General features: G+C 45.1%; 13 protein-coding genes. 3 read left to right on the top strand and 10 right to left on the bottom strand.

Annotated features, from left to right (window positions below):
• Positions 1–61: 61 nt before the first annotated feature.
• On the bottom strand, positions 62–1,477 hold the full coding sequence (gene pyk / locus ACM1ND_RS01285; protein WP_023986598.1) for a pyruvate kinase: 1,416 nt from the start codon (positions 1,475–1,477) through the stop codon (positions 62–64).
• A gap of 179 nt (positions 1,478–1,656) precedes the next feature.
• Here pyk and ACM1ND_RS01280 point away from each other — a divergent pair, with 179 nt between their 5' ends.
• Positions 1,657–2,445 (top strand): helix-turn-helix domain-containing protein, encoded by a 789-nt coding sequence (locus ACM1ND_RS01280; RefSeq protein WP_023986597.1) that lies wholly within the window; start codon positions 1,657–1,659, stop codon positions 2,443–2,445.
• A 98-nt stretch (positions 2,446–2,543) separates the two neighbouring features.
• Here ACM1ND_RS01280 and ACM1ND_RS01275 read toward each other — a convergent pair whose 3' ends face one another.
• From ACM1ND_RS01275 to ACM1ND_RS01245, 7 genes are all read right to left on the bottom strand, one after another.
• Entirely contained in the window at positions 2,544–2,948 is a 405-nt protein-coding gene (locus tag ACM1ND_RS01275) for a hypothetical protein (protein WP_023986596.1), read from the bottom strand.
• Positions 2,949–3,051: 103 nt separating this feature from the next.
• Positions 3,052–3,606 (bottom strand): hypothetical protein, encoded by a 555-nt coding sequence (locus tag ACM1ND_RS01270; protein ID WP_081391277.1) that lies wholly within the window; start codon positions 3,604–3,606, stop codon positions 3,052–3,054.
• A 467-nt stretch (positions 3,607–4,073) separates the two neighbouring features.
• Complete coding sequence (locus ACM1ND_RS01265) at positions 4,074–5,492, bottom strand: sucrose-specific PTS transporter subunit IIBC (RefSeq protein ID WP_023986594.1); 1,419 nt, start codon at positions 5,490–5,492, stop codon at positions 4,074–4,076.
• 67 nt (positions 5,493–5,559) lie between these two features.
• A complete protein-coding gene (locus tag ACM1ND_RS01260; RefSeq protein WP_254349121.1) occupies positions 5,560–7,035 on the bottom strand; it encodes a glycoside hydrolase family 32 protein in 1,476 nt (491 codons plus the stop codon).
• Positions 7,036–7,219: 184 nt separating this feature from the next.
• On the bottom strand, positions 7,220–8,242 hold the full coding sequence (locus tag ACM1ND_RS01255) for a LacI family DNA-binding transcriptional regulator (RefSeq protein WP_418026946.1): 1,023 nt from the start codon (positions 8,240–8,242) through the stop codon (positions 7,220–7,222).
• 166 nt (positions 8,243–8,408) lie between these two features.
• Positions 8,409–9,251, bottom strand: coding sequence for an aldo/keto reductase (locus ACM1ND_RS01250; protein WP_418026945.1), 843 nt, complete (start codon positions 9,249–9,251; stop codon positions 8,409–8,411).
• A 31-nt stretch (positions 9,252–9,282) separates the two neighbouring features.
• Entirely contained in the window at positions 9,283–10,479 is a 1,197-nt protein-coding gene (locus ACM1ND_RS01245) for an MFS transporter (RefSeq protein ID WP_418026944.1), read from the bottom strand.
• Positions 10,480–10,667: 188 nt separating this feature from the next.
• On the opposite strand from ACM1ND_RS01245, the gene ACM1ND_RS01240 reads away from it, so the two are divergent.
• Complete coding sequence (locus ACM1ND_RS01240; RefSeq protein WP_013308345.1) at positions 10,668–11,033, top strand: winged helix-turn-helix transcriptional regulator; 366 nt, start codon at positions 10,668–10,670, stop codon at positions 11,031–11,033.
• Positions 11,034–11,110: 77 nt separating this feature from the next.
• Here ACM1ND_RS01240 and adhP read toward each other — a convergent pair whose 3' ends face one another.
• Entirely contained in the window at positions 11,111–12,127 is a 1,017-nt protein-coding gene (gene adhP, locus ACM1ND_RS01235) for an alcohol dehydrogenase AdhP (RefSeq protein ID WP_023986589.1), read from the bottom strand.
• 217 nt (positions 12,128–12,344) lie between these two features.
• Here adhP and ACM1ND_RS01230 point away from each other — a divergent pair, with 217 nt between their 5' ends.
• Positions 12,345–13,181, top strand: a complete 837-nt coding sequence (locus ACM1ND_RS01230) for a carbonic anhydrase (RefSeq protein WP_053324430.1) — start codon at positions 12,345–12,347, stop codon at positions 13,179–13,181.
• 111 nt (positions 13,182–13,292) lie between these two features.
• On the opposite strand, the gene ACM1ND_RS01225 is transcribed toward ACM1ND_RS01230, so the two are convergent.
• Entirely contained in the window at positions 13,293–14,579 is a 1,287-nt protein-coding gene (locus ACM1ND_RS01225) for a Gfo/Idh/MocA family protein (RefSeq protein WP_028541935.1), read from the bottom strand.
• Between the last annotated feature and the right edge of the window lie 56 nt (positions 14,580–14,635).

Here is a 14,635-nt window from a genome sequence, read left to right as displayed (position 1 = left end):
AAAAAGGCGCTGAACCCATGGAGGGCCAGCGCCTTTTGGCTTGTCTATATTTTGTTTTAACTTACACTTGATATACTCGGATCAAGTTCGTAGTACCTGCCTCAGCGACAGGAACACCTGCCGACAGAACTACAGTATCCCCTTTATGGATATATCCTGCATTCAGGGCGTTACGGATGGAGGATTCGAACATTTCATCCGTTGTAGCTACTTTATCCCCTTTGATCGGGAACACACCGGATAACAGGCAAATTTTAGCGAATACCGTATTATTCGGAGTAACCGCAATAATAGGTGCCTTCGGACGATATTTGGATACCATACGTGCCGTAAATCCGCTGGCAGTCGACGTAATAATCGCTTTCGCATCCAGCTCCAGGGACGAACTCACCGCTCCCTGACTAATCACTTCGGTAATGTTGGTGCTTTGACGCGCTCTGCGCTTATCGAACTGCTCCTGATAATCGAATTGTGATTCTGCTCTGGCAGCTACAGCGGCCATGGTCCGTACAGACTCGACAGGATATTTACCTGCAGCAGATTCGCCCGACAGCATAACAACATCGGCTCCTTGCATAACAGCATTAAACACGTCACTAACTTCGGCTCTCGTCGGACGTGGGTTCACCTGCATGGATTCCAGCATGTGGGTAGCTACGATAACGGGCTTGCCGACCAGATTACACTTGTCGATCATTTCTTTTTGCATCACAGGCACATCTTGAATCGGCACTTCGACGCCCAGATCGCCACGGGCTACCATAATACCATCGGAAGCTTCGATAATATCATCCAGGTTTTCCATGCCTTCAGCATTTTCAATTTTGGAATAAATTTGTACATGCTCAGCATGATGTCCCTTCAAAATTTCACGGATTTCACGGATATCGTCGCCTTTACGCACAAAAGAAGCCGCAATAAGCTCAACACGCTGCTCCACCCCAAATTGGATGTGCCTCACATCTCGCTCCGTCACGCCTGGAAGGGTCGTATGAATCCCTGGCAGGTTTACACCTTTTCTTGGCTTCAAAATACCGCCACTTACAATATTACAAATCATTTCCGTACCCTCGATGGAGGTTACAGTCAGATCAACCAAACCGTCGTCAATGAGAATGCGGTCGCCTGGTTTGATGTCCTTCGGCATATCCGGGTAATTCACTGAAATACGATGCTCGTCCCCTAGAATCTCTTCTGTGGTCAGAATGAGCTGGCTACCTGGTTTCAACAGACAAGATGCCTCTCTCAGCTTGCCAATCCGTATTTCTGGTCCTTTAATATCCATCATGACAGGTATAAAGGTATTCATTTCCTTCGCAGCCTGCCGCACATTTTCGATACGTTTAACGTGATCTTCCAGTTCACCGTGAGCCATATTCAAGCGGGCTACAGTCATACCAGCCTGAATCATTTCTTTTAACAAATGAATGGAGTCACAGGCAGGTCCCATAGTACAAATAATTTTCGTTTTAAGCATAGTAATGTCATCCTCCTGAATGTCTTTACTGTATGGTTTTCTATTCCACTTTGCTTCTCTATCTACATTAAACTTATATGGCTCTATTCTACCTGTACCCGTGCACCAAGACTATGAACTATAGTATGATGAATGTACTACAGTATAATGAATGTTGAAGACATCGGGGAGTGAGTTTCGTGATTACATTGGTGGATATACGGCAGGACAACGGTGTGGACTGGTATGAAAAGGCTAGTGCAAATAGCGACAACGATGACTTACTGTTCATTTTAGTCACCTTTGGCAAATGTGTATATTGGGTGAACGATTGCAAATTCATTCTCGGTAAGGGTGAAACACTGCTTTTACCCGGTCATCTGGATTACTATGGCAAGAGCATTCCTACGCTTTTTCATACCAAGTATGTGATACATTGCCGCAAAACATGTACGAACAGCACACTTCCCATACTGAATACTGACAAGCCGTTGTTGATCAAACCTGGATGCTACGATATGCTGCATGAACGGATCAAATCGATGTACTTTCAATGGACTGAACACCCAAGCTACTACACCATGATGGCTGACTGTCTGCTGACCGAGGCCATGATATATATGAATCAGGAATGGGACAAAGGCGCCATTTCTTGCGATCGAGAGCGACATGTAGAACATATGAAACAGTATATCCAGAACCATTACCGGGAAAAGGTAACCAAGGAGGAGCTTGGCGACGCCATCCGTAAAACCCCCAATTATGCCGCGACGCTGCTGCGTGAGGTAACACGCCAAACGATCAGTGAGCATGTACATACACAACGTATTAAAACCGCCATCTACATGCTGACCGAGTCCCGGCTAACGATTCGTGAAATTTCGGAGTATGTGGGATATAGTGATGTTTCCTATTTTCATCGAATCTTCAAACGGTTGACAGGCTGCTCGCCGTCCGAATTTCTGGATGAACGTTCCTCAATCGTTTAGAACTACAGAAATAGGATTATGGGAAGATGATACGAAGCAATTTTAAATTTGAAGCTAGAAAAAAGAACGCTCATTTTTTCGAGCGTTCTCTGGGAAAATTAGTTTTCTTCCTCTTTTTTTTCGTAGGTGAAATTTCTTAAAATGACCTGCTTTGTTTTAGTAGTTATTTCTTCCCCCTTATTATCCAAATTTGCAACCTGATCGCTTTGAAACTTGTTTGGGACCTTAACGGGATAAAAATCTCCGTGCTCAGTTAACAGGACATGGGGTTGTTTAGATTGAGCTAGATGAGTTAGTTCTTTCTTTCTCTCTGGTGAGAGCCAGTTAGAATCATCGGTTGCCTTAGTCTCAGTTTTGGTTACACTGGTTTTAGAATCGCCGGTTACTTTAACCTCAGTTTTAATTTCATTAGCAAAAGTTTGGCTTTGAATGACGGTTATAACCCCTCCGATAAGAACAGTTAGACCTAAGACAACAACACTTGTTCTTAGTCGCTTGTTCACACGCACACACCTCCCTTCCCAAAAGATGTATTACGTATTTTAAAAAATATTAGTATTACAACGAGTTCATAAAAAAACATAATAATCGTTAAATAAAATAGTATTAAAACGTAACGTATCCATTTCCTGAAATCGTATAATCATTGAGGTTAAGTACCATTACCTGATATTGTCCAAAACCTGGAGCTTTAATTTGAAAATCCCTATTTTCATCTGTATATCTTCCATAAACGGCAAAAACCTCTCCCAGATAATTTTTGTTCACGAGCAGGTAACCTACTTCAGGGCTAGACCAAGAACTACCATCTGCCCATTGTACTACATGGAAATTCAGGATAGCTGCGTTATTAACCGAAAACTTATTAGAGTAAATAGCCCCATCGTCTCGAGAATGGTGACTAAATGACCATGCTCCCAATGACATAGGAGAAATCTTTTGATCGAGTTGAGTCTTTTCTTTTTCAACAGCAATTGATTCTATGGGTTTCGCATTTTTGATAACTTCATTATATTCTTCAAGCGTCAAACCGCTCAATAGTGAATCCGAATTAGCAATTGAAGAATATGCTGGAAAAAAAGACTGTGGGGAAGATTCTTTAGCCGATGAAGAGGAATCTGCATAGGAGCTTGCTGGGGTCAATCCGATGGCTACCAGCATGACAACTAATCATAGTTACAAGAAATTTTTTTCACGAATAATTGAATCCCAAATACTAAATTTTAACAACATTTATATAATAACACGCAAAATACTCATAGTGTGCATACTATTTGTAATTTTTACCTCATTGACACAATATTTTGTCTCCTTCCAGAAGTCTGACAGATAAAAATGGACAACCATTCAGCATAAGGGAACATTTTCAGTCTATTGAGCGTTTGAAAACGGACTAACGTCCAAAGTCCATTTCATTGAGATGCTCTGAAACTCATTGCGTTATGAGCCGACTGTTGGCCAAAGTCAAATTACGTAACCGGATACGTAATGATAAAGTCTATAAAAAAAGGTCTCCCCACCTGGAAGCTTCTCTAGCATCCCTTTTCAACAAGGGCCAAGAGCGCTCCAAAGTAGGGCGACCGTTATAGTTCATTCATATGCGTATCCGTGCTTATTTTGAAATGATATTAAGTTGAAGAACCCGCTGTTTTGACCTCTTCCAACATTTTATCGTTATAGCCAAACATCCAGGTCAGGACAAACGCTACAACCATAGCAGCCAAGTTCGCCAAAATGTAAAGCGGAAGCTGATGATTCATGTAGAGCAACGTGCCCGGAATGACCGTAACTGCCATACCTGTAGCCGCCAAATGGAAGACTGAAGCGATAAAACCGCCAACCGCACCACCGATGAGGCCCATGACAAAAGGCTTCATGTATCTCAGGTTGACCCCGAAAATAGCCGGCTCCGTAATCCCTAGAAAAGCAGACAACGAGGAAGGAAGTGCTAACGCTTTCAGCTTGCTATTCTTCGTTTTCAGTCCAACCGCCAGACAGGCAGCACCTTGAGCAGCCATAGCGCAGGTAATGATGGCGTTAAAGGCGTTTGCGCCGTTCTTTTCAAGCAATTGAATCTCCAAGAAATTAAATATATGATGCACACCTGTAACGACGATAATCTGATGCAAGAAACCGATGACAATCCCTGCAATACCGAAAGGTAAATCCAGCACAAACGTTGTTCCGTGCAGCACCCATTCTTCGAGTGAATGGAAAATCGGACCGATGGCAAACAATCCCAAAGTGATCATGATTAACAGTGTTAAAAACGGTGTAAGAATCAGATCTAGCGCTTCAGGCACCCGTTTGCGCAGCGCCCGCTCCAGCTTGGCTCCGATCAAGCCCACGAAGAAAGCTGGCAATACTGAGCCTTGATAGCCCACCACAGGAATGAATCCGAACATCGTCAACGGGTGAGCTGAGCCGTCCGCAACACTATAAGCGTTGGGCAAGGCCGGGTTTACCAGCATCAGACCAAGAACGATACCCAGTACTGGACTGCCACCAAATACTCTAAAGGCTGACCATGCGACTAACGCTGGCAGAAAAGCAAAGGCCGTATCCGTTAATACTTGTGTGTATAATAGAAAATTGGGTGAAATGTCCTGTGGCGTCATGCCGAGTAGAGCGAGAATTTGCGGCTGAGTGAGCAAGCCACGTAGCCCCATGAACAGCCCCGTAGCAACCAGTACAGGAATAATCGGTACAAACACATCGCCAAAGGTACGGATGGAGCGTTGGAAGACGTTTCCTTCTTTTTTCGCCTGACTCTTCACCTCTTCTTTAGATGAACCGGTTACGCCAAGCTTTTCGACCTCTTCAAAAATTCGATTTACCGTACCCGTACCAAAAATAATCTGATATTGCCCGGAATTGAAAAAAGCACCCTTGACCTTGTCGATCTCCTCAACTTTTTTCTGATCAATCTTCTCCTTGTCATGCACCATAATTCGCAAGCGCGTCGCACAATGAGCAAAAGATGCAATATTTTCTTGCCCCCCGATTGCCTGGATCACTTCTTTAGCTATTTCTCTGTTTTCCGCCATGATGTTCATCCTCTCGTTCATTCCGTTATGTTTGATGATTAACGAACCACTTGATGTTTTAGCCTACTCATGTAAAATCCCATTTTACCGCCTGGAAGAGAGCCTCTCCCTTGTCGGCAAAAAAGCGTATTTCGTCACTCTCTGGATGCGGAAAAATACGACTGGTGAACACCTCTTCCCCATCATTGACGAAAATCTCAACTGAAGACGTATCTACAAACAAATGTAGTTTGATATGATCTTTATCCCATGAACACTGCCGTACCTCACCATACGAAGTGGCTACAGGCTCACCTGATTGCGAACGGTCCAATATTAGTTTGCGGCTGACGGCATTATATTTAATCACCGTTTTCTCAGTCTCACTCGCACGGAATTCAATACCAAACACCTTAGCGCTCAAAAGATCTACCTCACAGATCAGCTCATAGGCCGTACCTGTAAATCCTTCATAGGTTTTGCTCTCTGAGAATAACGTGTCAGCTACCCGATCCTCACGATTTCTACGTAGCGTAGTTAGCTCAGGGATCGGCCGCTGCAAGAGTTTGCCCTCATGAAGCGTAAGCTCCCTTGGTAATGTCAGACAATGAGCCCATCCGTTCGGATCTGTGGGATATTCGATATCCGGCAGGCCCATCCATGCCACCATAATACGCCGCCCCTGTGGGTCAATCATCGTCTGTGGCGCATAGAAGTCAAAGCCTCTATCGAGCTCGTGGAATGCACCGTGCTCCAGTCTTCTTGTCCCGGTATCCAACGGCTTGCCGATTACATAGCCCGATTGATAAATATTGTGATTTTCATCCCCAGAAGGCTCCAAGCCCTGAGGAGAAAAGATCAAGACCCCCGCTTCGTTCAGTTCAAAATAATCTGGACATTCCCACATGTAGCCAAACGATTCCAGGCCTGTGCACAATTCTCCCTCAAACTGCCACGTACGAAGGTCGGTTGATCGGTAGAGGACGGCGCAGCCTGTTAAATTCGTTCTCTGGGCACCAATCACACAGTAAAAGCTATCGCCGTCTTTCCATAGCTTGGGATCACGAAAATGGTCTGTATACCCTTCTGGCACATTGGAAATAACGGGGTGCTCCCATTTAGTAATGTGACCTTTATAGTCCATAACAGCCATGCATTGATAAGGATGTCTGATCCAATCTTCATCTCGTGCATTTCCCGTATACAGCATATATAACTTGCCCTCATGCTCCAGTGCGCTGCCCGAATAAGCCCCATGCGAATCAAAATAATCCCCAGGTGCAATACCAATGCCCGCACTATTCCATGTGACCAAATCTTTGGATTTCAGATGATACCAGTATTTCATCCCATGATCCGTTCCGAGCGGAAACCACTGATAAAATAAGTGGTATTCACCTTGGTAATATGAAAAGCCATTGGGGTCATTGAGCAAACCTGTCGGTGGCTGGATATGAAACACCTGCCGCCAGTGACATTGCTCCACTTTCTCCTCCAAGCTGGCTATTTCACCGGGCTCTGCCTGCTCGATCATTCGATACTTTTGTTCTCTTGTCATTTTCATAGGTGTACCTCATTTTTATTAAAACTTTCGCTTCAGGAACCGGTTCCAAATCAATGAAAAAAACATTCTATCGGAACCGGTTCCCATGCGATTAAAAAAATATACTCATCCATGGATTTGCAACCGATTCCATTTGTGCCCGAATGCTATGGAACCGGTTTCGAAGAAATTATAATCCACTTGTTCAGCGTTTGTCAACGCTTTCTCTTTCGATAAGGGAATAATTCATGACCGTCACTTTTTCTACCGATTTATGTTCTACCAGCCGCATAATATTTTGCGCTGCTACACGTCCAGCCTCCATATACGGATATTGAACGGTTGTCAGGGCAGGGTGAATGACCTCCGTAATATCGTATCCCCCAAAGCCAGTTACCGACAAATCCGACGGAATGCCAATCCCTCTGGAATAAGCCGCATTGATTACGCCCAGCGCGATATTATCCGTAGCACACACCATTAACGATGGCTTGAAATGGTCCAAAATGGCGGATGCAGCAATCCGTGCATCGGACATTTTAAATCCGGTCTCATAGTATCTGATATCATACCCTGCTGCTCGCATCGCATCGTCCGTATGAGACTCAGCAGGCAATGCATCGCGAACAGCCTGCCTAAAGCCCTCCTTGCGCTGCACACCGACGGCAACATCCTTTTCAGTAACACCAACGTAGGCAATTTCGCGGTGTCCCTGTGACAAAACATACGTGCCGATATCATATCCTGCACGATAGTCATCATGGATAAGGCTATGAAGCTGCTCGTGCTGCTGGCCCACCAGCAACACCGGAATACCGATGTCACGAATCGCGGTCAGATGGTCGTCTGTAATTTGAGCAGCCAGCAAAATGATACCCGAAATCTTTTGTCGGCCCAGCTCATAAATAGCTTCAATTTCACGCTGTACATCCTGGCTCGTATTAGAGATCAGCATCTGATAATGCTGAGAACGCAGCTCCTCATCAATCCCCATCAGCGTATGGGATGTCGCAAAAGAATCCAGACGCGGCACAACGGTGCCGATAATGTTGGTCCGCTTCGCCTTAAGACTCTGGGCAAAGGCATTGGGCACATAGCCCGTAGCTTTAACCACTTTTTCAATTTTACGTTTCGTATCCACGCTGACAGACCCGCCGTTCAAAAAACGAGATACCGTGCTCTTGGATACACCAGCCATTTGGGCTATATCTGCAATCGTCTTATTCATGAAGTCCCCCGGAGATTTTTCATATTCATATGCTTCCAAAACGTCTCTTTTCACATAACCCTATAATACCATATGGCGGGATTGGATTGCTGTGGCTCCAGACCCATCATGCACAAAACGCCGTCCCTTCTGAAGAAGGAAACGGCGTATCATAATGAACGTAATTTTAAAAATCAAAGTTATCTGGATCTGGACCTACTCGAAGATCGGCATTTAACGCCTGAATTCGATCCATATCCTCGCGCGTCAGTTCGAAGTCAAAAATGTCGGCATTTTCGACGATCCGATGCGCCTTGGTAGACTTGGGAATGGTGACAACTCCCTGCTGCACATCCCAGCGTAAAATCACTTGCGCCACCGATTTGCCATACTTGGTCGCTATGTCTTGCAGTACCGGATGATCGAGCAATTGGCCTTGCATTAACGGAGACCAGGCTTCCATTTGAATGTCGTTCTTTTGACAGAATTGCAACAGCTCGGCTTGGGTTAATTGTGGATGGAACTCCACCTGATTGATCATTGGCTTAATTTCAGCATCCTTCATGAGATCTTCCAAATGACGAATCTGGAAGTTGCTGACTCCAATCGCCTTAATCCGTCCTTCTTTATACAAGGATTCCAAAGCTCTCCAAGCTTCTTTATACTTTCCTTGAACTGGCCAATGAATCAGATATAGATCCAGATATTCCAGACCCAGCTTGTCCAGACTGGCTTCATAAGCTGCTCGTGTCTCTTCATAGCCTAAATCTGCATTCCACACTTTGGACGTGACGAACAGTTCTTCTCTGGACAGATTATTTTCCTGAAGGGCTTCCTGAATAGCCTGCCCTACACTGCTTTCATTCGCATAGATTGCAGCTGTATCTATACTGCGGTAGCCATGCTTTACAGCAGCCTTTATAGCATCGACCAGTTCCGAACCTTCTTCCACTTTAAATACCCCAATGCCAAACCAAGGCATGTGAACTCCGTTGTTTAACAATGTTGTGCTTTGTAAGTTTTGTGTCATTTTGTATCTTCCTCTCTATTTTTTAAAAGCTTTAACCTGTAATGGTGGTTGTATCCCTTTTTTCGAGCATACGACTCCAGCCTGTGAGCAAAACCGCAACGAAAACCATAATGCTCCCGATCCAGGCCGTATGAATGAGACCGAGTGAATCCGTTACAATCCCGCCTACATAAGCTCCGATGGCTATCCCTGCGTTGAAAGCTGCAATATTAACAGCAGAGGCAACATCGACAGCTTTGGGTGCAAACCTTTCGGCCAACATGACTACATATACCTGTAGCCCGGGCACGTTCATAAACGCAAGCAATCCCATAAAGAAGATCGTAATCAGTCCTGCCGTTTTAAAAGGTGCCGTGAACAACAGGAGAAAAAGGATCACTGCTTGAATCAGAAACATGTAAAACAAAGCTGAAAGCGGCTTGCGGTTGGCTGCTTTTCCGCCAATAACATTCCCGATGGCAATCGCAATTCCATACAGCAAAAGTATAAACGTTACCGTACTTTGTTGAAATCCGGTTATGTCGTGAAGTAATGGAGATAAATAAGTAAACACCACAAATGTGCCTCCATACCCCAAAGCTGTAATGATAAATGCGAGTAGCAAGCGACCATTGGTAACCAGTTTGACCTGCTCGCGGAAAGGAGTCTTGTTCCCTTTGCGCAGCGTAGATGGCAGCAGAATCAGATTGGCGATGAGTGCCACTACACCGACGACCACAATCGCCATAAATGCAGCCCGCCAACCCCATTGCTGCCCAATGTAGGTACCCAAAGGTACACCTGTGACTGTGGCTACGGTCAACCCGGAGAACATAATGGAAATAGCACTCGCTCGCCGATCATCCGGCACAAGATCGGCCGCGATGGTGGAACCGATAGACATGAACACCCCATGGGCGAACGCTGAGATCACACGCGCAATCAGCAGCAAGGCTATTCCGCTAGAGACCGCAGCGAGGCTATTACCTGCAATAAATATAATCATGATCCACAGCAGCAACGTTTTACGGGGAACACTTGATGTTAATGAGGTCAAGACAGGTGCCCCGATGGTAACTCCTAGTGCATATAGCGTTACAGTTAGTGCAGACATCGTTACAGATATGTGCAAGTCTTCAGCAATCAGGGGAAGCAGTCCCACGCTGATGAACTCGGTTGTTCCAATCGCAAAGGCGCTTACGGCTAAAGCCAGTAATGGCCAGATACTTCGTTTTGATTCTGACGACATGTTTTTCACTCCTATCTATAGAAATCTTCGACCAGCAGATGTTATTATGAGTTATTCAAGCAAATATGAACAGTACGTACTTTTTAGTGATATAGGTACTAAAAAGTACCCTAAATAAAGTTCTTTTTGATTAAAACAGGCTGTTAAGGTATGTATAACAGAAAGCGATACACATGGGGGGATCTGCATTGGGGAAGAAAAAATACAACATCTCTGTTGAGGCGACGTTAGAGGTGATCGGCGGGAAATGGAAATGCGTGATTCTGTGTCATTTGACACATGGAAAGATGCGGACAAGCGAATTAAAACGGATGATGCCTTCCATAACACAAAAAATGCTGACTCAGCAGCTTCGTGAATTAGAGGAAGACGGCATTGTCAATCGGATTAGCTATAATCAGGTTCCACCCAAAGTGGAGTACGAGCTTAGTGAATATGGATGTAGTCTGAAAGGCATTTTAGATTCTCTTTGTGCTTGGGGAGAAAGACATATTATTAAAGAATACGGGGATAAGTCTGCGGTTTTGGAAGATAACATTCTGAATAAGCTGTAAAGCCAAAAAGAGCGCCTGCAATACATCAGCAGGCGCTTCTCTCTCCGAATTCCAAGGGTTACGAATTGGACATCATTTTAATTTGTGAAATCGATGACCATGCGTCCTTGGATTTTGCCCTGCTCCATCTCCTCGAAGATCTCATTAATGTCTTCGATCGGACGTTTTTGTACAAGAGGGACGACTTTACCTTCTGCAGCGAACTGGAACGCTTCTTTAAGGTCTTCACGAGTGCCGACCAAGGAGCCAATAACTTGAATGCCGTCCAGAACCAGACGTGGAATGTCCAGATCCATCTTATCAGTTGGAAGACCTACAGCTACAACACGCGCGCCAGCCTTTACAACGTCGATGGCCTGGTTGAAAGGTGTTTTGGCAACAGCAGTAACCACGGTTGCATCCAGACCAGCACCGTTTGTTAGCTCCTTAGCTCGGGCGACCGGATCTTCTTTCATGCTGTTAACGATATAGTCAGCACCAATTTGTTTAGCCAGTTCTAGTTTTTCATCACTGATGTCAAAGGCTACAACTTTAGCATTGAATACATTTTTGGCGTATTGCACAGCCAGGTTACCCAAGCCGCCAATGCCGAAGATACCGATCCATTGTCCTGGTTTGATTTCACTTACTTTAACTGCTTTATATGTTGTAACCCCTGCGCAAGTTACACTACTTGCAGCAGCAGGGTCAAGACTATCTGGTACTTTGACCGCGTAGTCAGCTGTGACAATACATTGCTCTGCCATTGCACCGTCTACCGTATATCCGGCATTTTTAACTTCACGACACAGCGTTTCCCGCCCGGTTAGGCAATATTCGCAGTGACCGCAGCTTTCGAACATCCAGGCAATACTTACGCGATCACCAATCTTAAGACTGGTTACTCCTTCGCCTAATTCAATGACTTTTCCAATACCTTCATGCCCCAGAACTCTGCCTGTGACATCACCGAAATCTGCATTTTTCACATGTAAATCTGTGTGGCAAACTCCACAGTATTCGACTTGGACTAACGCTTCCCCATGCTTCAGGGAGCGTAAAGGTTTCTCTTCTACACTGACTTTCTTGTCTTTTGTAACAATTGCTGCTTTCATGTAGATCTCTCCTTTAATTAGATATGGAATTATTTTGTAATGCACACTTCATTATTATAGTAATTTTTGCCCAAAAAGGACAAATATAAATCTAACTTAAAACTATTTAATCGAAAAACGCTTCTTTCTAAGTCCTTGGACCCTTGTAGGAACTTTGTACAATAATTTACAATGTAAAAAGTTTCACATACTCTATTTGGAAGAAGGATAAAGAAACATGAAAAAAAACTGGAAAGGTTGCCTGTTCAGCATATTTGCCATTATCTTGGTCGCGTCGGTAACAGGATGCAATTCACAGCCCGCCATTTCTAGTACCACCAGCACTTCATCCTCATCGGCTAACAACGCTCATGCAGTTGTTCAGAAAGGCCCACACTGGTCCTATGCAGGAGAAGAGGGACCCGAGCATTGGGGAGAGCTGGAAAAAGATTTTGTTGCTTGTGGTAACGGCCACGAACAATCTCCTGTCAATATAGAGCATACCCATCTTGAAGCATCGCAAACGCAGCAACCTCTGCAAGTTCATTACACCAATACGAAAGCATCCATTTTAAATAATGGGCACACTGTGCAAATCAGTGTTGCCGATGCCAACAATAACATCGTGCTGGACGGTACTAAATTCACTTTAAAGCAGTTTCATTTTCATCACCCGAGCGAACACCAAATAGATGGTAAAAATGCTGAAATGGAGCTTCATTTTGTCCATCAAAGCGACAACGGAAGCACAGCAGTCTTAGGGGTCCTTATCCAAAGTGGCAAAGAAAACAAGGCTTTCAACCGCATCTGGTCCAAACTGCCGAAAGATATTTCCCAAGAAGCAGCTCTGGATGAAGAAATAAATCTCGCTACGCTGCTGCCAAAAGACCTGCACTCCGTTCGTTACAACGGATCGCTGACTACCCCGCCATGCACAGAACATGTCAATTGGACAGTGCTGGAGCAGCCTATTGAAATGTCCGCAGACCAAATCAACCAGTTTGCTGCCATTTTCCCCGATAACCATCGTCCTGTACAACAGCTGGGAACCCGGGAACTGACTGCCGATAAATAATAAAATAAAGTGCCGTAAGATGTAAGGTGCATTCTATATATAAATACAACCCAAAAGCCCCCTCTATTCATCTAGTTAGAGAGGGCTTTTCGGTATTAAATTTACTGCTTATTACAAGCGCACCAGTTCCTCCACCTTCACCGGCTGACCTGTACGCATAGAACGGTTGGCGGCGATGCCTGTTAAAATGGACCATGCACCGTCGATATGTGAGGCCGCACGATGAAACCGATCCTCTGCTGGCTTATCAAAAATATCACGCAGCATAACTGGATCTCCTCCGCCATGCCCACCCTGGCCTTCCTCCACTTCGACCTCATAAGGTGCTGCAAAGTGGGGATAGATGGTGATGGTCTTCTCTTTTAGCGCACCCTCATCTGCCTTGCTGCCGCCGGAATTAACATAAGATTGCTCGGATACCCGAACCTCCATCCGTCCCTTCGTGCCGTTAAATACGATGATAAAGCCCTCCCAAGGCATGTAAGCATTCAGTGAATAGTTCATCACCGTCTTGTTCTGATACTTCACCATGACACTCAGCGTATCTTCAATGCTGATATTGTCGCCAAATACGCTTTGATCCCGCACATAGCCATCCTCATGCTCAGCATCCAGATACATGCTTTTTAGATGTTCGTTACGGTCCAGATGTAGCGCAAAGGGGTCATTTTCCGCTGCCTTGCTGCCGTAAGCTCGTTGATAAAAATCCGTCACGCCACGCTGCTCCGCATTTTCCCGTCCGTAAAATTTCAGATCCCCCATCGCATACACCGTCTCCGGTTTTGAGCCAAGCCAGAAGTTCATCAGATCAAAATGATGCGTCGACTTGTGCACCAGCAAACCGCCGCTATTGCGCTTGTCTCGGTGCCACCGACGGAAATAATCCGCGCCATGCTGTGTATTCAGCAGCCATTCGAAATTGACCGACAGCACCTCTCCGAGCGTTCCGTCCATGATGACCTCACGGATTTTCGTATTGTGTGGTGCATAGCGGTAGTTAAAGGTGACGCGCAGTTTCCGTCCCGTGCGGTCTATGGCATCCAAAATGTCTTGGCATTTATCTTCATCCACCGTCATCGGCTTCTCGGAAATGACATCACAGCCCAGTTCCATCGCCCGGATAATATACCGATGATGCACCCGGTCAATGGTCGTGACAATGACGATATCTGGCTTCGTCTCCGCGATCATCCGATCAAACTCGTGAGCTTTATAGGTCGGAATCGGCTCATGCTCGTATTTCTCCTGCAACAGCCGATTGGCATAATCCATTCTCGTCTGATTGACGTCACAGAACGCGATCAGCTCCGAGGTATCTTTGAAAACGGTAACAACTTCACCGTAAAAAAATTCGGCTCTTCCTCCGGTACCCACAAGTGCATATTTGATTTTAGGCAATTGGTTCACACCCTTTACATGAATTGCTTTTATTTTATAGTATAAGAAAGAGCGAA

The sequence above is a fragment of the Paenibacillus sp. JJ1722 genome (assembly GCF_048282685.1).
Taxonomy (GTDB): Bacteria; Bacillota; Bacilli; order Paenibacillales; family Paenibacillaceae; genus Paenibacillus; species Paenibacillus polymyxa_B.
The sequence above is the reverse complement of the archived record's forward strand: the minus strand, read 5'-3'. Positions and strand labels throughout refer to the sequence as shown.